Origin of the sequence: Metabacillus crassostreae (assembly GCF_016908395.1) — a bacterium.
Classification (GTDB): Bacteria; Bacillota; Bacilli; order Bacillales; family Bacillaceae; genus Metabacillus; species Metabacillus crassostreae.
In genome coordinates, this window is the sequence record NZ_JAFBDU010000003.1 from 173,578 (window position 1) to 199,686 (window position 26,109).

Here is a 26,109-nt window from a genome sequence, read left to right on the forward strand (position 1 = left end):
CCCTTACTCTGCATAGACATATTTTAAGGCATGCTCTGGATCGGCATACGGTGCCGCTTCGGCATATTCTGTTGCTTCATTTACCAGCTTCACAATTCGTTCAACAATCTCTTTTTCTATCTCATCTGTCAGAATATCTAAATCTTTTAGATAACTAGCAAATTTAAGGATAGGATCATTTTTCTTCGCTTCAGCTACCTCTTCTTGTTCACGATAGCTACGATCATCATCATCACTAGAATGTGGTGTTAATCGGTAGGAAATCGCTTCAATTAATGTTGGTCCTTCTCCACGGCGACCTCGATCTCTAGCAGCTTTCACAGCACGATACACTTCAAGCGGATCATTCCCATCAACTGTTTCACCTGGCATGCCATATCCAATAGCTCGATCAGAAATCTTCTCACAAGCTACCTGCATATCATAGGGAACAGAAATTGCATACTTGTTATTTTCACACATAAAAATAACTGGAAGCTTATGAACTGCGGCAAAATTTGCACCTTCATGAAAGTCACCTTGATTTGAAGAACCTTCTCCAAACGTAACAAAGGTAACAAGATCCTTTTTCTGCATTCTACCAGCTAAAGCAATCCCTACTGCATGTGGTACTTGAGTTGTAACAGGTGAAGAGCCTGTTACGATTCTATTTTTCCTCTGTCCGAAATGTCCCGGCATTTGACGCCCACCTGAATTAGGGTCCTCCGCTTTGGCAAAAGCTGATAGCATTAACTCTTTTGCTGTCATTCCAAATGCTAACACAACACCCATATCACGGTAATAAGGAAGCACATAATCTTCTTTACGATCTAAAGCAAAGGCAGCTCCAACTTGTGCTGCTTCCTGTCCTTGACATGAAATAACAAATGGGATCTTTCCTGAACGATTTAACAACCACATACGCTCATCTATTTTCCTAGCCAACAACATTGTTTCATACATGCCAAGCACATCTTCATTTGTTAAATTTAGTGAAATATGACGATTCTCTGTCATGCTAATCCCTCCTTAATAAGAAAAGCGCAAGCTCCTTGTTTAACCTAAAGCTAGACACTAAATATAAATTTTTAATTTTATTTACTAGCATTGATCTAAACGATTTAATAATGAATCGCTTTCCCATATACCGCAAGTGCTGCTTCACCAATTGCCTCAGATAATGTAGGATGTGGATGAATAGTATGTGAAATCTCCCAAGGTGTTGCATCTAAGACTTTGGCAAGACCTGCTTCTGAAATCATATCAGTTACATGAGGACCAATCATATGAACTCCTAATACATCATCTGTGTTTTCATCTACGACAATTTTTACAAATCCATCTGCTTCTCCAAAAACAAGAGCCTTACCGATTGCACTAAATGGGAATTTACCAACTTTCACCTTAAAGTTTTTCTCCTTAGCTTCTTCCTCTGTGTAACCTACACTTGCAATTTCAGGTGAACTGTAGATACATTTTGAAATTAGAGTCTCATCAATCGGAAGGGGATTTTGATTTGCTATATGCTCCACTGCTACAATTCCCTCATGTGAAGCTACATGGGCCAGTTGTAATCCGCCAATTACATCGCCAATTGCGTAAATATGTGATTCTTTTGTTTGGTAATATTTATTTGTATCAATATAGCCCTTTTCTATTTTGATATCAGTGTTTTCAATACCAATACCTTCTATATTAGGTAAACGTCCAACAGAAACTAAAATTCGGTCTGCAGAGAAAGATGCTTTCTCATTATTCAATTCTGCTTGAATCGTTACTGTATTTTCATGTTTGACAAGAGTTTCAGGTAATACCTTAGCATCTGTAATAATCTTAATACCTTTTTTTGTCATTAATTTCTTCATTTCATTTGCGATCTCTTTATCTTCTGTAGGAAGAATTCGATCAGAATATTCTAATACGGTTACTTCTACATCAAAATCAGATAACATAGATGCCCACTCAATTCCAATAACACCACCACCAACGATAATAACTGATTTTGGCAGACTTTCTAATTCTAGTGCTTCATCGGAAGTTAGGACCAATTCTCCATCAATATCTAGTCCAGGAAGACTTCGGGGACGTGAACCAGTTGCAACAATTACATTTTTCGGAATCAGCATCTCGTTTTCTTCTCCATTATTCATTTCAACAGAAATCGTACCTGGCATTGGAGAGAAGATTGAAGGACCTAAGATCCGGCCAATTCCCTCATAAATATCAATACTGCCTTTCTTCATTAAGTGTTGCACACCATTATGTAATTGTTCGATAATTGATTGTTTTCGTTGTTGAACTTTAAGAAAATTAAGCTTTACTTCAGCAGTTTCAACACCAAATTCTTCACTTTTTTTAGTTGTTGCAAAAACCTCAGCACTTCTCAGTAACGCCTTACTTGGGATGCACCCCTTATGAAGGCATGTTCCACCTAACTTACTTTTTTCTACTACTGCTGTTTTAAGTCCTAGCTGTGATGCACGAATAGCCGCTACATACCCACCAGTTCCTCCACCAAGAATAACGAGATCGTATTCAGTAGCCATTTTCGAACGCCTCCTTTAACCGAATCTTCAACATTAATTAAGCTGTTTTCGTAAACTTTGTTGCTTTTAGACATATGAAGAAAACAGCACTGTATAAAGTCTAGTGGCATCTTTTCTTCTCAAAATAAGTACCTTATATATGATAAAACCATTGTTACTACTCGAAATTAGGTAATTAGCAACAATGCTTCAGAAAAGAGCCTTAATTAAAGATTTTTGAAGTCATCTTTTCATTAGGATAATCTTTTGCTTTTTCCTCTCCTAATAAAACGCGTAAAGCACCTTCTGCTAATGCTTGAAGTTCATTTTCACCAGGAAATACTAATACATCAGCTATCCAATCTATATAAGAAGAAATTTCTTTTACAAATTTCTTACCGTAAGCTAAACCACCAGTTAAGACGATTGCATCTACTTTACCTTTTAAAACAGCACTAGCAGATCCTATTTCCTTCGCAATTTGATAAGCCATTGCAGAATAGATGAGTGTCGCTTCTGGATTTCCCGCCTCTACCATCTTTTCTACTTTAACTGCATCATTCGTTCCTAAGTAGCCAACAAGACCACCTTGACCTACAAGCTTCTTCATCATTTCTTCACGGAAGAAATCACCTGAGTAACACATTGACACCAAATCACCAGCAGGAACTGTACCTGCACGCTCTGGGCTAAATGGTCCATCACCATGAAGACCATTATTTACATCAATTACACGCCCCTGCTTATGAGCTCCTACAGTTATACCTCCACCCATATGTGTAATAATAAGGTTCATTTCTTCATATTTACGATGATGATCTGCAGCAACTCGTCGCGCAACTGCCTTTTGGTTTAACGCATGAAAGATACTTCTTCTTTCAATTGCTGGAACTCCTGATACTTTTGCTATTTCATGCATTTCATCAACCACAACTGGATCCACTATATAAGCAGGAATGTTTAATCCATTTGCAATCTCAAAAGCAATAATTCCACCTAAATTTGATGCATGCTGTCCAGCAAATCCGTTTCTTAAGTCTTCTAGCATTTGATCATTTACCGTATACGTGCCACCTTCTATTGGACGTAATAACCCCCCACGTCCACAAACAGCATTTAATTTGGAGATATTAATGCCTTCTTCATCAAGTGTTTCAAGAATCGTTTGCTTTCTAAATTCATATTGATCAATAATGCTTGGAAACGTATTAATCTTCTCTGCATCATGTCTAAGTGTTTTCTCAAACATAGATCTCTCATTATCAAAAACACCTATTTTCGTTGATGTGGATCCTGGATTAATAACAAGGATTCGATATTCATTAACCTGCAACGTTTAAACCTCCGTATAGTGAGATATCCTTTCCCATTTAGGGTTTATCACCCTTATCTATCTTAATGTGAAATTGGAGTTAAGAGATTCCTCCTCCTAACTCCAGTAACTGCGTAAATAGTCCTTATGACTTACGACTTAAAATATGATGACCATTCTGAAGGAACTGACTTCTTGAATTTCTCATTCGAGCAATTCTTTCTTCAGCTAAACGATCAGCAGCCACATATGTTGGAATATTGTCACGTTTTGCAATCTCAATAACACGCTCAATATTACTATAAATTCCTTCTACCTTTTTCAAAGCTCTCTCACTATTATAGCCATATAATTCGTCTGCAACATTTATAACTCCACCAGCATTTATCACATAATCAGGAGCATAAACAATCCCCATTTCATGAATTAGATCTCCATGCTGTGTATCTTTTAGTTGATTATTAGCAGCACCAGCAATAACACTTGCTTTCAGTTGTGGAATTGTCACATCGTTTATTGTTGCTCCAAGTGCACAAGGAGCATAAATATCACATTCGACTGAATAGATATCATTAGGTTCTACAGCTTTTGCATCAAAGTCTTCAACCGCACGACGAACTGCATCTTTATTAATATCAGTAACAATTAATTGTGCTCCTTCTTCATGAAGATGTTTACACAAGTTGTATGCAACATTTCCAACACCTTGAACAGCTACAACTTTCCCTTCAAGCGAATCTGTGCCAAATGCCTCTTTTGCCGCAGCTTTCATTCCACGATATACACCATAAGCTGTAACTGGTGACGGGTTACCAGATGAACCAAACGCAGGTGAAATCCCTGTAACATAATCTGTTTCTTCATGAATTAAATCCATATCTGCAACAGTTGTGCCAACATCCTCAGCTGTTATGTAACGTCCATTTAATCCTTGAATATATCGTCCAAAAGCACGGAATAACTCTTCATTTTTATCTTTTCTAGGGTCTCCAATAATAACTGTTTTACCACCACCAAGATTTAAACCTGCCGCTGCATTTTTATAAGTCATTCCACGAGCTAAACGAAGAGCATCTTCAATTGCTTCTTCTTCTGAATTGTATGTCCACATACGAGTTCCACCTAATGCAGGTCCTAGTGTTGTGTCATGAATGGCAATAATCGCCTTTAACCCTGATTGTTTATCTTGACAAAAAACTAGTTGCTCATAATCATACTTCTCCATATATTTGAAGATTTCCATGTTGTATTTCCTCCTAATTTTCTCACTTTTCAGTAGAGCATAAAGCTAATGCTAAAGAATATAATTTACTTTCTGAAGTATCTGATCGACTTGTTAAAACTATTGGAGCTTTAGCCCCAGCAATAACCGCTCCTACTTTTGCTTTGGCAAAATAGATGAGTGATTTATATAGAACATTACCTGTTTCGATAGAAGGAACAAATAAAATATCTGCTTGACCTGCCACAGGACTGCTAATTCCTTTTAATTCAGCTGCATCTAAAGAAATTGCATTATCAAGCGCCAACGGTCCATCAATAAGGCAATTTTTAATTTGACCTCTTTTATTCATAATTGTTAAGGCAGCAGCATCAATTGTTGCTTGCATTGATTGATTAATGGTCTCAACAGCAGTAATAACAGCAACCTTAGGCTGAGCAATGCCAATCGCTCTTGCAACTTCAACCGAGTTGTTTATAATTTGCTCTTTTTGACTTAGATCTGGAGCGATATTCATAGCAGCATCTGTCACTATTGTTAATTTTGAGAAGTTAGCTACTTCAAAAACTGCAACATGAGATAACACTTTTCCCATTCTAAGTCCATATTCCTTATTTAATACAGCTTTTAATAAGGTTGAGGTCGGAACATGACCTTTCATTAAAACTGATGCTTCATTTTCAAAAACAGCTTTAACGGCCTGTTGAGATGCTTGTTCCTTAGATCTTGTGTGAATAACTTTAACATAGTCCTTGTTACAGCCCTTTTTCACTAATAACTCTTCAATTTCATCTTTATTTCCAAAAAGCAAGAATTGAGCTAAGTCTCGATTAATAGCTTCAGCCACAGCTTCTATTACTTCTTCATCCTCTGCAGAAGCAACTGCTACAGTATTACCTCTTAATTTAGCAGCTTCTATTAGCAGATCATCTAAATTCATTTAAGCTTCAAATCCTTCCACTAATGTTTTCATCTGCATCTACTATCTTTAATGCAAGAATCGTGCCAACAAATCTTTTTTCGAAATATTTTTTTCGATATATCTAACTTGTCCTTTTTCCTTATGTTTTAAGGCGGTCTTTCTGCACATTTTAAGAATTATGTATTAAGAGCACACTATTAGTTTTTTAGAAGTTCTTTTATATCATATACCGATCATGCACCTTTTTGCAAACTATGAATTTTATTGCATGCTATTATTTGCAAGGTTATACTTTTCCATCTTATAATATAAACTCCTTAAAGAAATTCCTAGTGCTTTTGCAGTTTTTGTTCGATTATATTCATGAAGCTCTAATGAGTTTTTAACTACTTCTGCTTCCACTCTTTCAACAACCTCAGAAAGTGTCTCTTCATTATTATGAACAAAACGGCCAGTTTCTTGTGCTTTTCTTTCTTTAGCCGAAAGCTGCAGCATCGGAATATGCTTTCCATCAATTTCAATTTCATGATGTTCCATAAATATAATAGCCCTTCCAAGGATGTTCTCAAGCTCACGAACATTACCTGGCCAATCATATTGTAGTAAAAGTTTAAGTGCTTTAGCATTTACACACTCAATATTTCTTCCATAATCTTGATTTAACTTCCCGACTAACCTTTCACATAAAGCAGGAATATCTCCTTTACGATCTCTTAAAGGAGGTATTGAAATTGGGTATCTATTCAAACGATAGTAAAGATCTTCTCTAAAATCTCCTTCAGACATAGCTTTTTCAATATTGACATTTGTAGCAGCAATTACTCGAACATTTACAGCAATTGGCTTTGTTCCTCCAACTCTTACAATTTCATTTTCTTGCAGAACTCTTAATAGCTTCGCTTGCATGTTAGCCGATAATTCACCAATTTCATCTAAAAAAATACTACCATTATTTGCTTCTTCAAAAAATCCTCGTTTCCCTCCGCGCTTCGCTCCAGAAAAAGCTCCTTCCTCGTAACCAAACAGCTCACTTTCAAGTAAATTTTCTGAGATCGCAGCACAATTAACTCGTATAAATTTGTTATACTTTCGATCACTTGCATTATGTATAGCATGAGCAAAAAGCTCTTTACCTGTCCCAGATTCACCTCTTAATAAAACAGTAGCAGGTGTTTTTGCTCCAAGTTTTGCTTGCTCTATAGACATTTTAATTTCATCGCTTACACCTATAATATCCTCAAAGGTATATTTCGCTTCTAAAGTACGAATAATTTGCCTAGCTCGATTAAGCTCGGTTGTTAATGTTTGAATTTCAGACATATCATGTATAACACCAACACTACCTTTTAGCTTCCCATCCACAATTACTGGAGCCACATTAACAATCACATCTTTTTTCGAAGGACCAACCTTCATTCTAGCTCCTCTGACAGCACGCCTTGTTTTCAGTACCTGCATATGCATACTTTCACCTTCAGATATATCTGCAGTCGCCGGCTTTCCAATAACCTGTTCCTCTGTTAATCCGGTCATCTTTGTATAAGCTCGATTAATAAGAATTCCATGACCTTCTTCATCAACTACAGAAATTGCTTCCTCTGAGGATTGAATAATTGCCTCAAGCATAACTTGAATTTCCTTTAAATTCGTCACTTCTTCTGCTAAGTTAACAACTTCAGTTATATCCTTAAACAAAGATAATGCTCCAAGTAGATTACCCGATTCATCAATCATCGGAATTCTTGTTGTAATGATCTTTAAACCATTTTCTAAAACTTGTTCTTGATTTGTTTCAAGCTCTCTTGTTTTTAATGTCCTTGAAAGCATGCTGGAGGGTATCACATCATTAATATTCATACCTAGCGCAGCTTTTCTGGAAAAACCCGTGATTTTCTCTGCTGTTTTATTGAAAAGAATGATTTTTTCGTTCGTATCAATAACAATCATTCCATCATTTGTTGAATTCAATATTGTTTGTTGCTTATATGCTTCTTCTTTAAGTCTTGCAATTAATACTTCTTTTTCATCAACTAGTTCAGAAATAATATAAGCTACTGAACCTGGTATAATTACCACGCCTTGAGCTACATCTCTATGCAACTCTTGCATAACCTCTTCACTACCTGTCGCTTCAATAATAATACTTATCTTCTCATTGATCATCGTTTTCCAATTAGAACCTATGTTTATACCTAATTTTCTCGCATATTCTAATCCAGGCGCTCTCTCATTTATATCAACAACAGCAATAACATGCATAATGTTAGTTTCTACAATTCTTTTTAATAGTGCTGTTCCACCTTTACCTGCTCCTACAATCATTACTTGTTGCATATTCTCATATCCCCTTCTAAATAAACTTGTTACTTTCCACCCCATTGTTAGACACTGCAATTTTTTGCATACCTATATCATAGCCTATCGAATAACACTTGACAAACAGGTAATAGAAACAGACAATTAATATGTATGATGGCTATTTTCATAAACTTTGTTGTTTTTCAAACTTATTGGAAACAAATCTAAATAAAGACTAGTGGCTTCTTTTCTTCTACAGATTGTACTCTTAATCGAATAGAAAACTGATTCTAACAGATAAAGATGTCAATAAGTAACAATCTTTCAGCAAAGAGCCTTGATGATATAGAAAGGACTATTTGTATGTCTAGAATAATTGCATTAATCATTATGGTGATTCCCGGAATTTTAGCTGTTTATGGAATTAAGCTTATGCGTGATATGACATTTGGCTTACTTCAGCCCCCTATACCGTTTTTATGGCTACAGTTTATAATAGGTCTTTTATTATTTTTAGGAGGCTTGAGTTTTGTAGCTGGCTTTATTTTCTATCGTGATCGTAAAAGAAATAAGGTACAAAAAAGATTCGCGAAAAAATAAATTCTTTATAGTAAAATTTTCACTAACATCTACAAATATAATCACAAAAAAAGAGTGAGCTATAAATTAATTGCTCACTCTTTTTTATATTCGTTATACAATTTCAACGCACGCTCAGGATAGTCAGTTATAATAGCCGCTACTTGATCACTAAACATTTGTCTCATCACTGAGGGATCATTTACCGTAAAAGGTCTTACATCGATGCCAAAAGACTGCGCTTCTTTAATCAATGAACTTTTAGCAGCATAAAAATATGGGTGTAAACCTTGAGCTCCAATATTTTGAGCATATTCCCACGGCTTATATAAGCCCTCCATAAACAAAATAGCTGTTTTGATTTCATCTGAAATAGACCTACATTTCACTAAGCTATAATGATTAAAAGATGAAAGAATCACTTTATCTTCTAGCTTGTATTTCGTAACTAATTTTATCGTTTTTTCTTCCAATTCAGGATACTCAACAATCCCATTTTTTAATTCAATATTCACCAATATAGATGGATTCGCCACTGACCATTCTAAAACTTCTTCAAGTGTAGGTATGCGAACTTTACCACTAAACTGCAAAAAAGAATGACTTGCGTCTAACATTGTTATTTCTTTATAATCCAAATCTTTAATAAACCCTTTGCCATTAGTTGTGCGATCGACTGTTTCATCATGAATGACAACAATCACGCCATCCTTTGTCATCTGCACATCTAACTCAATTCCATGAGCCCCTGCTTGAATTGCCTCATCAAATGAAAGCATTGTATTCTCTGGAAACGATCCAGCAGCACCTCTATGACCAAAAATTAATGTCATTCTTGTATGCACCTTCTTTTCGTGTAAAATAGAATTAGGAGGAATGTCAAATGAGACCACTACAAATTTCTGCTGATACAGCACAAAAGCTTGCAAAATCACTAAACGTCCCACTAGAACAGGTCATGCATATGCCTCAGCATATATTACTTGCCAAACTAGCTGAACTTAACACAAAGGAAGAAAACGACAAGAAGGACTGAATACAGTTCTTCTTTTTCTTTTATGAAAACATTTCTGTCATTTAAAACAATCATCTTTTTAAATTATTCGCCCTTTTCATTATATTACTTTTCTATAGCAGTAAAACATATTTAATTGGATATATATCAATTTTTTATAAAAACCAGTCTTCTTTATTACGATAGTTTTCCCTCTTTCAGAGTTTTGTTTTTGAAGAATGAACAATCAAACTGTCAATATCTTTTAATTATGATAAAAATTCTCCACTTTTAGTACCAGATACTAGGGTTAGATGTTATTATTAGGTTATAAAAAATAAGAGGTGTTCATACATGAATTCAAAAGCTCGTATTACCGCTATAGGAAGTTATGTTCCAAATAATGTAATGACTAATGATGACCTTGAAGCACTTGTAAACACAAACGATGAATGGATCACTAAAAGAACGGGTATTAAAGAGCGAAGAATTGCAGGTGTTGATGAATACTCAAGTGACTTGTCTTTAAAAGCAATTAATGATTTAACAGAGCGTTATAATAAAACTATAAGTGATGTTGACATGATTATTGTTACAACACTAACACCTGACTACCAAACACCAAGTGTAGCTTCATATATTCAAGGTAAACTAGGTATAAAAAATGCTGGAGCTATCGATCTTAATGCAGCATGTGCAGGATTTACATATGGATTACATATGGCGAATAGCTTAATTACTAGTGGATTACATCGAAAGATCCTTGTCATAGGTACCGAAACATTATCAAAAATTATTGATTTCACAGATAGAGCAACTTGTATTTTATTCGGAGATGGAGCTGGAGCCGTTCTTGTTGAATACAGTGAAAAAGGAGGGTTTCTATCTTCACTCGTTACTTCTGAAGGAGAAAAGGCACATCATTTATACGGAACAAATTTATCTGATACCATGTTTGATCAAGAACTTCAACACAAGCGACAACTTGTTCAAAATGGCCGAGAAGTATATAAATGGGCTGTTTCAACTGTCCCTAAAGGCATGATGTCAGTTTTGGATAAGACACCATATACATTAGAAGATGTAGACTGGTTTATTCCCCATAGCGCAAATCTAAGAATGGTTGAATCAATTTGCACAAAAGCAAAATACAGTATGGACAAAACGTTATATAGTATGGAAAAGTTCGGTAACACATCGGCAGCTTCTATCCCCTTAGCTCTAGATCTTGGAATTAAAGACGGAAAGGTAAAAGCGGGAGATCGTTTGTTATTATACGGATTTGGTGGAGGTCTTACACAATGTGGACATTTAATTGAATGGGGATAAGTTAAATCAAATTCTTTACATTAACATTTTTTTGCAGTTTGACCTTTGTAACGACAAAAATTTGGATCTATGCTCTTTTATAAGTTTATTTTTTCTTGTGAAGTCTCTTATTATTTTTATTGTTACATATTCAGTTAGCTATAGGAAACACTAGATAATAATTGTATTTTTCTACAGGAGTTGAAATATGTGAACAAAATACACCTAGCTTCTATTCTGTTCCTTGTGTTTGCTTTTTCTACCATAAACGAAGCCTATGCAAAAACCCCAGATTTTTATGGGGCAAGTGGTGTTCTTAAAGAGCACCACCTATCACTAGTCAAAGCACTAACTTATTCACTGGAAGACGAATATTTATCTCAAGCAAACTATGATGTATATATTGAAGAATTCGGTGCTATTCGTCCTTTTGTACAGAATAAGGTTGCGGAGAAACACCATATTAATAAACTCCTATCACTATTCAAAAAATACAATATTGATGTACCAACGGATATAGCTAAAAAATTTACAACTAAACCCAAAACTATCGACAAAGCATTTTCTCAAGCAACAAAGAAAGAATTGGATACTATCTCGATGTATAGCAAGCTTCAGTCAATAAAAGTATTTCCTGAGGATATACTAACAACATTTTCTGAATTAAAAATGGATTCTTATCATCACTTAAAAAAGTTAGAATATAAAGAAACAAACTCTCTACATTAAATATAGAGAGTTTGTTTCTTTATATTTCAATTATTCCATACGAAGTTATAAGTTAACAAGTCAATTGAGCTTTAAAGGAACTCTAAATTTCACACCCTCAAATTCCATTACTAATGTATTTTTGTTATTCTTAATTTCTTCTTCACTAAAAGAAAACAATAGGTTACCTTCTAATGTACCGGTAGATGATTTATTAAAATTAATCACTCTATCTTTTTCAAGATATTCAAAGTCCTCATTCGATGGTAAAGCTTCATAAGGAGTTATATCAGCTTCTGCTTCACTTTCTATTGAAAAATTTGTATGATCAAGTTCAATATCTCCAGTATGTAATGATGTATCTATTAATATAGCTTTATGTCCTTCTTCAAATGTTAAATCCATTTCTTCACCATTTTCAACTATAACTAGTTTATCCCTTATTTCTGTTCCGTTTACCGTTAACCAACTTTCATCATATTCTAATTTCTCACTGACTTCTCCAGTAACTACTTCTGCGGAATTTTGACATCCAGCAATCAGTATAGAGATTAATAATATTAAAATTACATTAGCTCTGTTCATTTCCTTCTAACCTCTTTTTCAATTTATAAATCACATATATCTCCTTGAATAATATATCAATAAATACAAATCCTTACAATAGCGAATTCGATAGATAGTGAATTTAAAACATGAAAAACCTCTAAGTTTAATTGTTCATCTAAACTTAGAGGTTTTTTTAATTAGTCAGTCACTAACTTGTATTCGCCGGTCACTGATGAAGTGATCCAAAAAATACAAGTTAGCGCCAATTTCTTAATCGATCATACCTAGTCTATTCAGCTAGCTTTATGTTCTAAACGAAGTTTATCTGCCACCATCGCAATAAACTCACTGTTTGTTGGTTTTGCTTTTGTCATGCTCACTGTATAGCCGAATAATGTTGAGATTGAATCGATATTTCCACGACTCCATGCAACTTCAATTGCATGACGGATTGCACGTTCTACACGTGATGCCGTTGTATTATATTTTTTTGCAATGTCTGGGTATAACACTTTTGTAATAGAACCTAATAATTCTATATCGTTGTATACCATAGAAATCGCTTCACGTAAGTATAAATATCCTTTGATATGAGCCGGAACTCCAATTTCATGAATAATACTAGTAATATTAGCGTCAAGATTTCTTCCTTTAGTTGGTGTTTCATTTGTTCTCATACTTGAGTTAGCTCTTTTAATGATAGGTGCTGCATTTCCACTAACTTGACGAATATGACTTGCTAGGCCTTCCATATCAAACGGCTTAAGAATGAAATAAGCAGCTCCAAGATCAACCGCCTTTTTTGTTACATCTTCTTGTCCGAACGCAGTTAACATAATAACATTTGGCTGAGGACGATCGATTTGTCTTATTTTTTCTAAAACTCCTAAACCATCAAGATGCGGCATAATAATATCCAAGACTAAAACGTCTGGATCTTTTTCCTTTAACATAGTTAAGCATTCTTGCCCATTATATGCTACACCAAGAACTTCCATATCATCTTGACTTGATAAGTACTCCTCAAGTAAACCTACGAGTTCTCGATTATCATCTACAATACAAACTTTAATTTTATTCACAAAAATTTCCTCCTCTGTCCTGATTAGCACGTATGCATTTATATATCTATTATATATACGATTACGTTAACAATTTCGACATTTCTTCAAAAATTCCTTTAAATTTTTAAAAAAACTTTGAAAAATGGAGGAAAAGATAGTTTTTCTCCATTTTACTCCTAAATTCGACTAAATACTCCATTTGACATTTATATTAAAACCGTTTTGTCGAAAAATCTTTTCTTTCTTTTATTGTACCTAACAGATCATTAAATGGAAAGCTAAAAATAATAAAAACTGTCAAGAAAACAGAATTTTCTTGACAGTTTTTATTTTAACTTACTTTTTGTTGTTGTTTAGAGTAGATATCGATTCCAGCTTCATTTAGCATCCATTCGATATGAACACCATATCCTGAAGTAGGATCATTAACAAAAACATGTGTGACTGCACCGATTACTTTTCCGTTTTGAATAATTGGGCTTCCACTCATTCCTTGGACAATTCCACCTGTTTTATCCAAGAGTCTTTTATCAGTAATCTTTATAACCATTCCTTTAGTTGCAGGAAACTTTTGTGGAACCGAGCTTACAACTTCCACTTCAAATTCTTCTACCTTATCATTATCAACAACAGTTAAAATTTTAGCTGGTCCTTCTTTTACTTCATTCGATAAAGCGATCGGCATGGCTTTGTCCATTACACCATTATTCATATCCTGATTAAGCTCACCGAAAATACCAAAAGCACTATTTCTAGTTATATTACCAATAATTTTTCTGTCTCCAGAAAATCGAGCTAATTTCTCACCAGGATTTCCGTTACTCCCTTTTTCAATTGAGGTTACTGTTGATCTGACAATTTGCCCATCCTCAACTACTATCGGCTTTTTTGTGTCCATATCAGATATAACATGACCTAAAGCACCATATTTCTTTGATTTAGGATCATAAAAAGTCATCGTCCCAATACCGGCTGCTGAATCCCGAATATACAAACCGATTCTAAAGGATCGATCATTTTCATCTTTTAAAGGATATAGCTTTGTTTTAATTTCTTCATCTTCTCTTTTTAGTACTAAATCAAGTGGCTTTCCTGTTTTTCCAGCATCTTGAATGTACGGTGTCACATCACTCATTTGTTCAATCTTCGTTCCATTAATGTTTGTGATGATATCACCAACTTCAACACCTGCAATTTCTCCTGGTGACTTCTTACCTTCTGCTGTATTGATTTGGTGGTGTCCTACCACCAATACGCCAAGACTATTCAATTTTACACCAATCGATTGTCCACCTGGAATTACTTTAAAATCAGGTAAAACATTAACACCAACTTTTTTCACTGGAAAACCTGCAAGGTCGAAAACCACTTCTCCTTCGCCTGCTTTTTTTCCTTTTACATCAAGAGTTTGACCATCACTATTTTTTTGAACTGTAAATGCTTCTGCTGAATCTTGTGAAGCATTTACCGGAAATGAACTTTGTACAGTTACATTTTGCGTTTCAAATACTTTTAATTGATTTGGTATTTGAACGTATTCCCTAACTTCTTTAACAAAACCTAAACTTGTAAATAAAACAAGGAGAAGTACACCAATAATTTTTCTCATTTTATCTGTCTGCAAAAACCTTCACTCTCCTCGCTCCTACCCACACCATATGTTTATATATGGCTACAGTTTTAATGTAGCCTTTTCGGTGCTTATTTATAACTTGAATAAGGAGAAATTTAAAGGATTTGTTGTAAGAATTAGGAGACATGAATGAGAAATCAATAAAGTTAGTTTATCCATAAGACACTGACTAAAAATATTGTTTAAAAAAAAATGAAGTTTTCGCTATATGTTTTATAGAATTCAAAAAAGTCATCCATAAAAATAGATGACTTTTTTGATTTAGAACCTGACAATTGAAAATTTATCCTTTTGATGTATGAGCAAGTGATAATAATTCTTTAGCATGTTGTTTAGATAACTCTGTAACTTCTACACCTGCTATCATACGACCTATTTCTCTGATTTTTTCTTCTTCTTTTAATGGCTTTACACTTGTTTTTGTGCGTCCAGATGTGGTTTCCTTCGCAATATATAAGTGAGTATCAGCCATTGCAGCAACTTGTGGTAAATGAGTGATACAAAGTACCTGTGAGCCATTTGAAACACGATAAATTTTTTCGGCAATTGCTTGAGCAACACGTCCACTTACCCCAGTATCAACTTCATCAAAAATAATTGAGGTTATCCCTTGATGCTGAGAAAAGATACTTTTCATAGCAAGCATGATACGAGAAAGCTCTCCACCTGATGCTGTTTTACTTAAAGATTTCAAAGGTTCCCCTGGATTTGTTGATATGAAAAATTCTACATCATCTGTACCATTTGCTGTATATTTAACATTTTGTCCAGAAGTTTGTTTCAATGATACATTCACATCAAAAGTAGTTTTTTCCATATAAAGCTCTTTTAATTCTTGATGAATTTCATCAATTAAGACCTTCGCAAAATTTTTGCGAATACTTGTTACATTTTTCGCCTCAATCGATAAATCTTCAAGAATAGAGTCTAATTCTTTTTGAAGCTTATATAAATGACTATCTTTATTTTTAATCGTATCAATTTCTTCTTCTATTTTTGCTGAATACGTTAAAATTTCTTCTACAGATTGTCCATATTTACGTTTTAAAGTGTTAATTTCGTTCAATCTGCTTTCAACAAAATTTAGGCGTTCAGGATCAAACTCTAACGACTCCAGTTCATTTCTTACCTGATATGAAAGGTCTTCAAGCATATAATATGCATTAGAAATTGTTTCTGAGAGATCTTGTAATGTTTTATTAATACTACCAACATTCTCAAGATTACTCATAGCATGTCCTACCCAATCTAACCCTCTTTGCTCACCATGTAAGGCACTATAACTATTTTGCAATGAATCATAGACTTTTTCATAATTAGAAATCTGATTTTTTTCTTCTATCAGCAATTCATCTTCTTTTGGTTGTAATTCCGCACCCTCAATTTCTTCTAGCTGAAATTGTAATAGATCTAATCGATGAGCCATTTCTTGTTCATTTTCTGATAGCTGTATGATTTTCTTTTGTAATGTATCATAATTGCGATAAACATCAAAATAATTTTCAAGAGCAGCTTTTATTTTTTTACCACCGTATTGATCAAGAAGATTTATGTGGTTTTCCTCATTCATTAATTCCTGGTTATCATGCTGACCGTGAACATCAACTAAATATTGTCCAACCTCACGCAAAATAGCAATAGTAACTAATTTGCCATTAATGCGACAAATACTTTTTCCAGTTGCCGATAAATCTCGACGCAAAATAATCATACCATCACTAACATCAATACCAAATTCGTCACACTTATTATAAACAGGATGCCTGTCATCCTCCATTAAGAAAAGTGCTTCTAGTTCAGCACGCTTTTCCCCAAAGCGCACAAACTCTGATGATCCTCTGGCCCCAGCTAAAAGATGGACTGCGTCAATAATAATTGATTTACCTGCACCAGTTTCTCCCGTTAATACTGTTAATCCCTTTTCAAACGAAACAGTTAATGACTCAATAATCGCAAAATTTTTAATTGATAATTCCGCTAACAAACAGAATCACACCTCTTATATATTTTTATATGCAAAGTAATTTTACATTTGCATATAAATTAGTTCTACTTCATTTTTTTAGAATCCTATATATCTGCTTAAAGCATGTCTAAAAATCGCTGTGTTATGGAATCAGTATCATTCGATGTACGACAAATAATTAAAATCGTATCATCTCCACAAATTGTTCCGAGTACTTCATCCCAATCTAAGTTATCGATTAAAGCACCAATAGCATTTGCGTTACCAGGAAGTGTTTTCATTACTAGCATATGACCAGCAGAATCTATTTTAACAAAGGCATCCATTAACGCACGTTTTAGCTTTTGTAGTGGATTGAAGCGCTGATCAGCTGGTAAGCTATATTTATACCTTCCATCAATCATCGGAACTTTCACTAAATGTAATTCCTTGATATCTCTAGAAACAGTGGCTTGTGTTACATTAAAGCCCATTCCCTTTAATAAATCAACTAATTCATCTTGAGTTTCAATATCATTATTAGTAATAATTTCACGGATTTTTATATGTCTTTGTCCTTTATTCACTTTAAGCACCCCTTTTGCAATGATGCATTACAATCAATCTTTGCATGTTTATACCTTACATCTTATATGAAAACCCTTAAAAAGTACAGTTTTATTGAAAAAAACTCCCTTGAAACTGCATAAAAACTATAAAAAAGCAACTAAGATATAGCATATTATAAATAGGGTAAATAATTCATTTGCATGAATATACAGATTATTCTGTGAAAAATAAAAAAACAAGAACTGTTTTACTTCTACAGTTCTTGTTTTTCAATTAATTTATTTTCCTTTAATTGTGTGTGTGCTTCTTCCACAATATTTTTAGCCGTTTTTGAAAAGTTATTAGCTCCCATTTCTATTGGACCATTCCATCGTAGATGAAGAAGAAATTCAATATTTCCGTCTCCTCCTGTGATAGGTGAGTAGGAAAGATTTTCAATATGATAGCCTTCCTTTAAAACAAAATCAATCATTTCTTTTAACACATACTCATGTACTTCAGGATCGCGAACTATTCCTTTTTTCCCGACAAAATCTCGACCAGCTTCAAATTGCGGCTTAACTAGAGCAATAATATCACTATTAGGTACTAAAATTGTTTTTAACACAGGAAAAATCAATTTTAGTGAAATAAATGATACATCAATAGTAGCAAATTCTGGCATGCCTTTCTCAAAATCCTCAGGTTTCACATAACGGAAATTTGTTCGTTCCATCACAACTACTCTTTCATCCTGTCGCAATTTCCAAGCAAGCTGATTATAGCCAACATCTAAAGCATAAGAAAGCTTAGCTCCGTTTTGCAAAGCACAATCGGTAAAACCACCTGTAGATGAACCGATATCAATCATAACTTTTCCATCAACAGATAAATCAAATTCTTTCAAGGCCTTTTCTAATTTTAATCCTCCACGGCTTACATATTGTAACGTCTTGCCTTTTACCGTTAAATGGAGGTCACGTGAAACCTTTTCACCTGGCTTATCTAACCTTTCTTCATTTCCATAAATTTGACCAGCCATGATAGCCCTTTTAGCTTTTTCACGTGTTTCAAATAGGCCGTTTTCAACCAAAAGTATATCTAGCCTTTCTTTTTTACCACTCATGACCTCATAACCTTTTTCTCTTGTTCTGGCATCATGTCTTTTAATTCCTTTACAACGTTTTCTGTTGTCATACCTATTTCTTCTAAAAGTTTTGAGACACTACCATGTTCAATAAAACGATCGGGAATACCGATACGGGAAATTGTTGACGTTGCCTGCTGCTGTTGAGCAAACTCTAGCACTGCACTTCCAAATCCACCTTGTAACACAGCTTCTTCAATTGTCAATATAGGAATACCTTCAGCAAAAATATTTCTTAGCATATCTTCATCTAAAGGTTTTATAAATCTTGCATTTACAACTCTAATCGATTTACCTTGTTCAGATAATAAATCGGCCGCTTCCATTGCCATCTCTATTGTTGTTCCAAATGTTAAAATGACTGCATCATTACCCTCTTTTAACACTTCCCATGTGCCTATCGGAATCACTTTTAGGTCTTCGTCCATATTTACTCCGATACCATTACCGCGTGCATATCTAAGAGCAATTGGTCCATTATCATATTTTAATGCCGTATTCACAAGATGCTGTCCTTCATTTTCATCTTTTGCCATCATAATGACCATATTAGGAATATGTCTTAAAAATGCAATATCAAAAACACCTTGATGTGTTTCTCCATCTGCACCAACTAATCCTGATCGATCTATTCCTATAAAAACATTTAAGTTTTGTCGACAGATATCATGTACAACTTGATCATACGCTCGCTGCAAAAATGTCGAATAAATCGCTAAAAACGGCTTCATATCCTGTGTAGCAAGACCAGCCGCTACAGTTGTTGCATGCTGCTCAGCAATTCCTACATCAAACATCCGATCAGGAAATTCCTGGGCAAAGCCTTCTAGCTTAGAGCCCACAGGCATAGCAGGTGTAATTGCTACAATACGCTCATCCGTTCTTGCAAGCGTTCGAACAGTTTCACTGACAACCTTACTCCAAGCTGGTCCTACTACAGTAGGCTTTACAAAATCGCCTGTTTCAATTTTATAAGGACCTGTTCCATGCCACGTTCCAATTGTATCAGTTTCAGCAGGTTGATAGCCTTTACCTTTTTTTGTGATTACATGTAGTAATACAGGACCTGGCGTTTTTTTAGCATATTGGAGATTTTCAAATAAATCATCATAATCATGACCATCTACAGGTCCAAGGTACGTAAATCCAAGTTCCTCAAAAAACACACCTGACACTAATAGATATTTCAAACTGTCTTTAACACGTTCAGCGGTTGAAGCAAGCTTTCCACCAACTGCAGGGATACGCTTCAGTAAATATTCAAGCTCATCTTTAACCCAATGATACTTTCCTGCTGTACGTAAGCGCCCAAGAACATTATGAAGTGCCCCAACATTAGGTGCAATTGACATTTCATTGTCATTTAACACAACAATAACATCTTTCTTTTCACTACCAATATGATTAAGTGCCTCAAGTGCCATTCCACCAGTTAAAGCACCATCTCCGATAATTGGTATAACATGCTCCTTTGATTTTTTCAAATCTCTGGCAATAGCCATACCCATAGCAGCAGATAACGATGTAGAGCTATGACCTGTTTCCCATACATCATGCTCACTTTCACAACGCTTAGGAAAACCACATAAGCCTTGGTATTGACGTAAAGTATCAAATTGACCAGCACGACCTGTTAAAATTTTATGAACATATGACTGATGTCCTACATCCCAAAGGAACTTATCTTTTGGACTATCAAATACTTTATGAAGTGCAATCGTTAATTCAACAACACCTAAATTTGGACCAATATGTCCTCCAGTGTCAGCTAGCTTCTCAATTAAAAATTGACGAATTTCAGCACTTAGCTTTTCTAATTCATGGTTTGATAATTTTTTTAAAAAACTCGGGTCTTTAATGGATAGAAGATCCAAATGGATCACTCACTTTCGATTCAGTTTGTTTCATATAGTCAATTGTTTGTAAGTAATTTATAGGCTCTATAGCCATTTAGCATTAATTTGTGTTATTTATCTATTTTAACGTAAAATCCCATTATTTGAAAACGTTTTAGGATACAAGCTATATTTTTGCCAGTATTGATGTTAAAAAAGCTTTATAAATTTGCGAGCTATAAAGTAGTTATCAGATTATTATCTAATAAAAATACCTATTATAAACCGATGATCAAGCAAAGAAAATTTACCATAAAATTGTTCTAATTACAATGTTTTATGTCACTATAAAAATTATAGTAAGATAAATAACTCAATGGAAGTTTCTAATTTTTATTACTTTGAAACAATAGCTTTAATTAATAAAACTTATATTTAACAAATTACTTTTATTTCATCATGCTCTTTGCACACTTTGTTTCTTTTAATTATTTTTAGATTATTAAGGAATTTGTTTCAATTGCCTTTTGCCATAGAGTATTCTATATAAAACGAAATTGATGACGAAAAACACCTGAATAAAACAGTAAAAAACCGTTACCTATGGAAACGGTTTACATCATTTCGCAATTTGCTTTTTAGTGATCTCTATTTGCGATTAATTCACAGATTTGAACAAGAATGGATGATTGAACAGATAAATCGTCTATTAATTCTTTTGCTTGCTTTATATGCTCATCTAGCTTTGCCTTAGCGCCTTGCATCGTTAAAATTTTCGGATATGTTGTTTTTTCATTTAAAGTATCAGAGCCAACAGGTTTTCCGATAATTTGTTCGTTTCCTTCAATATCTAATATGTCATCTCGAATTTGAAAGGCAAGTCCAAGATGATACCCAATTTTCCTAAGCTTTTCAATATCATTTTCAGGAGCATCTGCTAAAATAGCACCAGAAATGATACTGTATTGTAGCAATTTACCTGTTTTATTTTCATGTATAGACTGAAGTTCCTCAAGACTTAAGGCTTTCGCTTCACCTTGCATGTCAGCAATTTGCCCTCCAACCATTCCCTGTGCACCTGCTGCATTTACAAGCTCTGAAACAAGTCGAAGCTTATTTTCTAATGAACAATAAGGATCATTGACTATTAAAGAAAAGCTCTGTGTTAATAAACCATCACCCGCTAGCACAGCAACTGCTTCCCCATAAACTTTATGATTGGTTGGCTTTCCTCTTCTTAAATCATCGTCATCCATACACGGTAAGTCATCATGAATTAGTGAATACGTATGAATCATTTCAATCGCACACGCAGTTGCAATCCCTAACTCCTCCCGTTTACCATACGTGTGAAGCAAAGCAAGCACCAAAATTGGTCTTAAACGTTTTCCACCCGCTTTGAGCGAATAAAGCATTGCCTCTTTAATTGTTTCAGGAGCCTTAAGCTCTTTTATATAATCGGGAAGGCGTGTTTCAATGGTTTTCTTTCGAGATTGTAAAAAATCGCTTAATACACTACTCACGATTTTTCTTCCTCCTGTAATTCAAATGGCTTTAATTCACCATCTTCTCGTAAAATAAAATCCATCTGTTTTTCAACATGCTGTAGCTTGTCATGACAAAGCTTTGAGAGAACCATTCCCTTTTGAAAATAATCAATTGCTTTTTCTAAAGGTACGTCCCCTTCTTCAAGCTTCCCAACAATTTCTTCAAGCTGCTGCATAGCATGTTCAAATGAAACTTCTTCCTCTTTTAGTTCCTTATCTTTACTCATTAATTGTACGCTCCTCTATTCCCTTTACTTGACAATCAAGCTGACCGTCTTTAAGTTGTACTTTGAGCATTTGGCCTGATTGTACTTGATTTATACTTTTTATGAGCTGCTTCTCTTGATACACAATACTATATCCTCTATCCATAATTTTCAGTGGACTTAATGCATTAAGTTTATCAATTGTTGCTTTAAATTGCGAGGTTTTATGTGTTAACACAGAAGACATCTCTCGATTCAACTTCTTCAATAAAGACATATATGCTTCGTTTGCTCTTTTCACTTGATCAGAAGGATGTTCATTCCCAAGTCGGTTCTTTAGAGCTACATAGGAGTCTTTTTTATGAGTAATAGCTCTTCGACCTTCCTTTTGTAATCGATCAACAATCGTATCCAATTGCTGCTCTTTTTGTTGATAAAGCTGTTTAGGATATCTAAATGCATAAGAGCCTTGATAGTGGGAAAGTTTGTCTCGATTTGAGGTTATCTTTTCCTGAATAGATCTTTTCAATCTGTTTTTACGATCTGAAATCCGGTCTAATAACTCATTAAAATGAGGAACAGCTAGCTCCGCAGCTCCAGTTGGTGTTGGTGCACGTAAATCTGCCACAAAATCAGCGATAGTAAAATCAGTTTCATGTCCAACTGCGGATATAATAGGTACTTGTGAAGCAAAAATTTCTCTAGCAACAATTTCTTCATTAAAAGCCCAAAGCTCTTCAATTGATCCTCCACCGCGACCGACAATTAATACATCTAGCGTTTCTAATGCATTTGCTGTTTTAATCGCTTTTGCTACAGATGCTCCCGCTTGAACACCTTGAACTAAAGCAGGAATTAATATCACTTTCGCCATTGGAAATCTTCGATTAATGGTTGTTAATATATCGCGAATAGCTGCCCCAGTAGGAGAAGTGATGACACCTATTTGATTAGGGTATTTTGGAATTGGCTTTTTATGGATCGAATCAAATAACCCTTCTTTTTGTAAGTTTTTCTTTAATTCTTCATACGCCAAATACAAGCTGCCAATACCATCTGGTTGCATTTCTTTTACATAAACCTGATATCCACCACTTTGTTCATAAACTGATATTTCTCCGCGTAATAAAACCTTCATACCATTCTCTGGCTTAAATTTTAGAGATTTATTTGCTCCTGCGAACATAACTCCTTGTATTCGTGCTTTTTCATCTTTAAGTGTAAAGTACATATGCCCACGGCTATGTAAATTAAAATTTGATATTTCTCCTTTTATCCATATGTCCGATAAATGTGGGTCAACATCAAATTTTCGCTTTATGTATTTTGTTAAGGCTGTAACAGTTACATATTTTATTTCACTCATTGTACAACCCCCTTTTTATTACATGCATAAGCAAAGGGTCAGACCCCAACAGAACGGTATATAGCTTTTAGGATACAAAAAGCCTATATTTTGTTTTCTGTTGATAAAGTCAAACCCTTTGTATGAAACTCTAATTTAAGTTTTTTGATTGTTTATGTAAAGTGATTTTTATATCAGAAACTGTATTTACTGGGAGTAAGTCGTACCTACTAAGCCTGACTTGCAGAGTGCAGACTTTTACCAGTAAACCCCACAGTAGATTGTCTTCCGCTAAAAACATCACTTTTTCGTAAGAAATTGTTTTGCAGATTGTACTGTGTTATGAGCAAGCATAGTAATTGTCATTGGACCAACTCCACCAGGAACCGGAGTAAGGTAGCTTGCCACTTCCTTAGCTTCATCAAAAACTACATCTCCACAAAGTTTACCTGTATCAAGTCGGTTAACTCCTACGTCTATAACAACAGCTCCAGGTTTAATGTCTTCACCTTTAATAAAATTAGCTCGTCCTACAGCGGCAACTAAAATATCAGCTTCTTTTGTATAAGAAGAAAGATCTTTTGTTTTTGAATGACAATATGTTACAGTCGCATGTTCATTTAGTAGGAGCTGTCCTACAGGTTTACCAACTATATTACTTCTTCCAACAACAACAACATTCTTCCCGGCGATTTCAACACCAACAGATTTGATCATTTCAACGATTCCAGCTGGTGTACAAGGTAAAAACGTTTCTTGGCCAGTCATCATACGTCCAATATTTACTGGGTGGAATCCATCAACATCCTTTAGAGGAGAAATTGTCTCCACAACAGCTGTTTCATCGATATGAGCAGGAAGTGGAAGTTGAACTAAAATTCCATGATACTCATCATTGTTGTTGTAATTTCCAATTACATCAAGCAATTCCTTTTCTGTAAATGATTCTGGGTAGTGCTCTAACTGAAAGCCTACTCCAATCTCTTCTGCAGCCTTTTGTTTTCCTCTAATATAAGATAGTGATGCAGGATTATCTCCTACTAAAATAACAACAAGCTTAGGAAGTAAACCCTTCTCTTTAATTTCTTCTACTTCTTTAGCTAGTTCGTTTCTTTTTGATGTGGATAATTGCTTTCCATCAATTATGATTGCTGCCATTCCTAATTCCTCCTCGATACTAGTGATTAACCCTCTAGGTTTTGTTTAATTTTAGAGAGAACACCGTTGACGAATTTACTAGAATGATCATCCCCGAATGCTTTAGCCAACTCAACCGCTTCATCAATTGTTACATTTTTCGGAATATCTTCTTCGTATTTCAATTCATATGCTGCCATACGTAGAATTGTAATATCAATATTAGCTAACCGATCGATTGTCCAATTTTTTAAATGGGGTGTAATGAGTTCGTCTAATTCTACTTCATGCTCAATAGAACCAAAAACAAGCTTATTCATAAATTCATCTTGATTTCCTTCTTCTAACGCATGTTCGATTGCTTCGTTCGGATCTGTATCACTTACATTCACTTGAAATAACGCCTGTAGTGCCTTTTCTCTCGCTGTTCTTCGCTTCATTCTTTACTTGCTCCTTTAATGTTTAAAAATGTCGAAAATGTCATAAAGTGATCATACCATATCTGTCTTTTAGATTCATGCCGAAAATGGATTGTTTTACATATTTCCCATATGAAAAGGCTTTTATTTTCTTGTTCTCTTTAAACTTAGCTGCTGATCTCCTTAGATGCTTTTGCTTCCTCATGGAAAATAATCTATTTTACTACCCGGGAGCCTTCACGTAAGCTAAGCTCTAGTGATCTCTCATCTCCCTACTAAAACAACTAATCCGTTTCTCCTTTATTCAATAATCTTGGATGTTTAAACAAGTTCTATACCTAATACATGGATAAACCCCAAATAATTTTGATTTCAAGAGCAAATTTAAAACAAATAAAACCAAAGGAGTCTAACCCTCTGGTTTTAATTTGCTTCTATCTCTATTTTAATTAATGTAGAAATAACCTTTTACATTTCTTGATCTATTTCAACATCCTGAGTTTTTGTTTCGAATTGGATTCCTACAACATGAATGTTTACTTCGTTCACTTCTAAAGCAGTCATGTTAAGTAATGCCTGACGGATATTGTCTTGAATTTTTTGTGCAACTGTTGGAATTGAAACACCGAAAATCATCACACAATACACTTCAATAATAATACCTTCTTCTGTAAGATCCACTTTTACACCTTTACCGTGGTTTTTCTTACCAAGTCGTTCAACAACACCTGCAGCAAAATTACCGCGCATTGAAGCAACGCCTTCAATTTCAGAAGCTGCAATACCCGCGATTACTTCAATTACCTCTGGAGCAATTTCCACCTTGCCTAAACCATTGTTTTCTTGATTCATTTCTAATACATTATTTGTATCTTTCAAGGTTTTA

General features: G+C 34.6%; 24 protein-coding genes. 4 read left to right on the forward strand and 20 right to left on the reverse strand.

Annotated features, from left to right (window positions below; genetic code table 11):
• Nucleotides 1-3: 3 nt before the first annotated feature.
• The 6 genes from JOC75_RS12505 to JOC75_RS12530 form a co-directional block, all read right to left on the reverse strand.
• Nucleotides 4-996 (reverse strand): thiamine pyrophosphate-dependent dehydrogenase E1 component subunit alpha, encoded by a 993-nt coding sequence (locus tag JOC75_RS12505; protein WP_204954390.1) that lies wholly within the window; start codon nt 994-996, stop codon nt 4-6.
• Nucleotides 997-1,100: 104 nt separating this feature from the next.
• Nucleotides 1,101-2,525, reverse strand: a complete 1,425-nt coding sequence (gene lpdA, locus JOC75_RS12510; RefSeq protein WP_204954391.1) for a dihydrolipoyl dehydrogenase — start codon at nt 2,523-2,525, stop codon at nt 1,101-1,103.
• 202 nt (nt 2,526-2,727) lie between these two features.
• A complete protein-coding gene (gene buk, locus JOC75_RS12515; RefSeq protein ID WP_204954392.1) occupies nt 2,728-3,837 on the reverse strand; it encodes a butyrate kinase in 1,110 nt (369 codons plus the stop codon).
• 124 nt (nt 3,838-3,961) lie between these two features.
• On the reverse strand, nt 3,962-5,059 hold the full coding sequence (bcd, locus tag JOC75_RS12520) for a branched-chain amino acid dehydrogenase (protein ID WP_204954393.1): 1,098 nt from the start codon (nt 5,057-5,059) through the stop codon (nt 3,962-3,964).
• Between the two features lie 22 nt (nt 5,060-5,081).
• Entirely contained in the window at nt 5,082-5,978 is an 897-nt protein-coding gene (yqiS, locus tag JOC75_RS12525) for a phosphate butyryltransferase (RefSeq protein ID WP_204954394.1), read from the reverse strand.
• 243 nt (nt 5,979-6,221) lie between these two features.
• On the reverse strand, nt 6,222-8,294 hold the full coding sequence (locus tag JOC75_RS12530) for a sigma-54 interaction domain-containing protein (protein WP_204954395.1): 2,073 nt from the start codon (nt 8,292-8,294) through the stop codon (nt 6,222-6,224).
• A gap of 327 nt (nt 8,295-8,621) precedes the next feature.
• Here JOC75_RS12530 and JOC75_RS12535 point away from each other — a divergent pair, with 327 nt between their 5' ends.
• Nucleotides 8,622-8,858, forward strand: coding sequence for a DUF2627 domain-containing protein (locus tag JOC75_RS12535; protein WP_204954396.1), 237 nt, complete (start codon nt 8,622-8,624; stop codon nt 8,856-8,858).
• Between the two features lie 74 nt (nt 8,859-8,932).
• Here JOC75_RS12535 and JOC75_RS12540 read toward each other — a convergent pair whose 3' ends face one another.
• Nucleotides 8,933-9,670, reverse strand: a complete 738-nt coding sequence (locus tag JOC75_RS12540; RefSeq protein ID WP_204954397.1) for a glycerophosphodiester phosphodiesterase — start codon at nt 9,668-9,670, stop codon at nt 8,933-8,935.
• A gap of 50 nt (nt 9,671-9,720) precedes the next feature.
• Here JOC75_RS12540 and JOC75_RS12545 point away from each other — a divergent pair, with 50 nt between their 5' ends.
• From JOC75_RS12545 to JOC75_RS12555, 3 genes are all read left to right on the forward strand, one after another.
• Nucleotides 9,721-9,873: a YycC family protein gene (locus tag JOC75_RS12545; protein WP_204954398.1), complete on the forward strand. Its 153-nt coding sequence runs from the start codon at nt 9,721-9,723 to the stop codon at nt 9,871-9,873.
• 312 nt (nt 9,874-10,185) lie between these two features.
• Nucleotides 10,186-11,160 (forward strand): ketoacyl-ACP synthase III, encoded by a 975-nt coding sequence (locus JOC75_RS12550; RefSeq protein WP_204954399.1) that lies wholly within the window; start codon nt 10,186-10,188, stop codon nt 11,158-11,160.
• Between the two features lie 189 nt (nt 11,161-11,349).
• On the forward strand, nt 11,350-11,868 hold the full coding sequence (locus tag JOC75_RS12555) for a ferritin family protein (protein WP_204954400.1): 519 nt from the start codon (nt 11,350-11,352) through the stop codon (nt 11,866-11,868).
• A gap of 60 nt (nt 11,869-11,928) precedes the next feature.
• Here JOC75_RS12555 and JOC75_RS12560 read toward each other — a convergent pair whose 3' ends face one another.
• The 13 genes from JOC75_RS12560 to JOC75_RS12620 form a co-directional block, all read right to left on the reverse strand.
• On the reverse strand, nt 11,929-12,432 hold the full coding sequence (locus JOC75_RS12560) for a hypothetical protein (protein ID WP_204954401.1): 504 nt from the start codon (nt 12,430-12,432) through the stop codon (nt 11,929-11,931).
• Nucleotides 12,433-12,689: 257 nt separating this feature from the next.
• On the reverse strand, nt 12,690-13,478 hold the full coding sequence (gene spo0A / locus JOC75_RS12565) for a sporulation transcription factor Spo0A (protein WP_204954402.1): 789 nt from the start codon (nt 13,476-13,478) through the stop codon (nt 12,690-12,692).
• Nucleotides 13,479-13,791: 313 nt separating this feature from the next.
• A complete protein-coding gene (gene spoIVB / locus JOC75_RS12570; protein WP_204954576.1) occupies nt 13,792-15,069 on the reverse strand; it encodes a SpoIVB peptidase in 1,278 nt (425 codons plus the stop codon).
• Between the two features lie 307 nt (nt 15,070-15,376).
• Nucleotides 15,377-17,077 (reverse strand): DNA repair protein RecN, encoded by a 1,701-nt coding sequence (gene recN, locus JOC75_RS12575; protein ID WP_204954403.1) that lies wholly within the window; start codon nt 17,075-17,077, stop codon nt 15,377-15,379.
• Between the two features lie 98 nt (nt 17,078-17,175).
• Nucleotides 17,176-17,625 carry a transcriptional regulator AhrC/ArgR gene (gene ahrC / locus JOC75_RS12580; RefSeq protein ID WP_146946288.1) on the reverse strand — a complete coding sequence of 150 codons (450 nt, stop codon included), beginning with the start codon at nt 17,623-17,625 and terminating at the stop codon, nt 17,176-17,178.
• Between the two features lie 236 nt (nt 17,626-17,861).
• The gene (locus tag JOC75_RS12585) at nt 17,862-18,713 is read right to left on the reverse strand and encodes a TlyA family RNA methyltransferase (protein ID WP_204954404.1); all 852 of its coding nucleotides are present in this window, start codon (nt 18,711-18,713) and stop codon (nt 17,862-17,864) included.
• Entirely contained in the window at nt 18,710-20,608 is a 1,899-nt protein-coding gene (gene dxs, locus JOC75_RS12590; protein ID WP_204954405.1) for a 1-deoxy-D-xylulose-5-phosphate synthase, read from the reverse strand. Before dxs ends, JOC75_RS12585 begins: the two co-directional genes overlap by 4 nt.
• Nucleotides 20,609-21,207: 599 nt before the next feature.
• The gene (locus tag JOC75_RS12595) at nt 21,208-22,092 is read right to left on the reverse strand and encodes a farnesyl diphosphate synthase (protein WP_204954406.1); all 885 of its coding nucleotides are present in this window, start codon (nt 22,090-22,092) and stop codon (nt 21,208-21,210) included.
• Nucleotides 22,089-22,343 carry an exodeoxyribonuclease VII small subunit gene (locus JOC75_RS12600; protein ID WP_146946348.1) on the reverse strand — a complete coding sequence of 85 codons (255 nt, stop codon included), beginning with the start codon at nt 22,341-22,343 and terminating at the stop codon, nt 22,089-22,091. The genes JOC75_RS12595 and JOC75_RS12600 overlap by 4 nt, the downstream gene beginning before the upstream one ends.
• A complete protein-coding gene (gene xseA, locus JOC75_RS12605) occupies nt 22,336-23,688 on the reverse strand; it encodes an exodeoxyribonuclease VII large subunit (protein ID WP_204954407.1) in 1,353 nt (450 codons plus the stop codon). Before xseA ends, JOC75_RS12600 begins: the two co-directional genes overlap by 8 nt.
• Nucleotides 23,689-23,967: 279 nt before the next feature.
• Entirely contained in the window at nt 23,968-24,825 is an 858-nt protein-coding gene (gene folD / locus JOC75_RS12610; protein WP_204954408.1) for a bifunctional methylenetetrahydrofolate dehydrogenase/methenyltetrahydrofolate cyclohydrolase FolD, read from the reverse strand.
• A 26-nt stretch (nt 24,826-24,851) separates the two neighbouring features.
• Nucleotides 24,852-25,244: a transcription antitermination factor NusB gene (gene nusB / locus JOC75_RS12615; protein WP_204954409.1), complete on the reverse strand. Its 393-nt coding sequence runs from the start codon at nt 25,242-25,244 to the stop codon at nt 24,852-24,854.
• A gap of 447 nt (nt 25,245-25,691) precedes the next feature.
• Entirely contained in the window at nt 25,692-26,102 is a 411-nt protein-coding gene (locus tag JOC75_RS12620) for an Asp23/Gls24 family envelope stress response protein (RefSeq protein ID WP_158638531.1), read from the reverse strand.
• Nucleotides 26,103-26,109: the final 7 nt, after the last annotated feature.

Coding starts and splice junctions, on each gene's coding strand:
- JOC75_RS12535 (WP_204954396.1), top strand. CDS start 8,622: ATGTCTAGAATAATTGCATTAATCATTATGGTGATTCCCGGAATTTTA.
- JOC75_RS12585 (WP_204954404.1), bottom strand. CDS start 18,713: ATGAGTGGTAAAAAAGAAAGGCTAGATATACTTTTGGTTGAAAACGGC.
- JOC75_RS12560 (WP_204954401.1), bottom strand. CDS start 12,432: ATGAACAGAGCTAATGTAATTTTAATATTATTAATCTCTATACTGATT.
- JOC75_RS12505 (WP_204954390.1), bottom strand. CDS start 996: ATGACAGAGAATCGTCATATTTCACTAAATTTAACAAATGAAGATGTG.
- JOC75_RS12600 (WP_146946348.1), bottom strand. CDS start 22,343: ATGAGTAAAGATAAGGAACTAAAAGAGGAAGAAGTTTCATTTGAACAT.
- JOC75_RS12550 (WP_204954399.1), top strand. CDS start 10,186: ATGAATTCAAAAGCTCGTATTACCGCTATAGGAAGTTATGTTCCAAAT.
- bcd (WP_204954393.1), bottom strand. CDS start 5,059: ATGGAAATCTTCAAATATATGGAGAAGTATGATTATGAGCAACTAGTT.
- yqiS (WP_204954394.1), bottom strand. CDS start 5,978: ATGAATTTAGATGATCTGCTAATAGAAGCTGCTAAATTAAGAGGTAAT.
- folD (WP_204954408.1), bottom strand. CDS start 24,825: ATGGCAGCAATCATAATTGATGGAAAGCAATTATCCACATCAAAAAGA.
- JOC75_RS12530 (WP_204954395.1), bottom strand. CDS start 8,294: ATGCAACAAGTAATGATTGTAGGAGCAGGTAAAGGTGGAACAGCACTA.
- xseA (WP_204954407.1), bottom strand. CDS start 23,688: ATGAGTGAAATAAAATATGTAACTGTTACAGCCTTAACAAAATACATA.
- spoIVB (WP_204954576.1), bottom strand. CDS start 15,069: ATGAGAAAAATTATTGGTGTACTTCTCCTTGTTTTATTTACAAGTTTA.
- JOC75_RS12545 (WP_204954398.1), top strand. CDS start 9,721: ATGAGACCACTACAAATTTCTGCTGATACAGCACAAAAGCTTGCAAAA.
- nusB (WP_204954409.1), bottom strand. CDS start 25,244: ATGAAGCGAAGAACAGCGAGAGAAAAGGCACTACAGGCGTTATTTCAA.
- JOC75_RS12540 (WP_204954397.1), bottom strand. CDS start 9,670: ATGACATTAATTTTTGGTCATAGAGGTGCTGCTGGATCGTTTCCAGAG.
- lpdA (WP_204954391.1), bottom strand. CDS start 2,525: ATGGCTACTGAATACGATCTCGTTATTCTTGGTGGAGGAACTGGTGGG.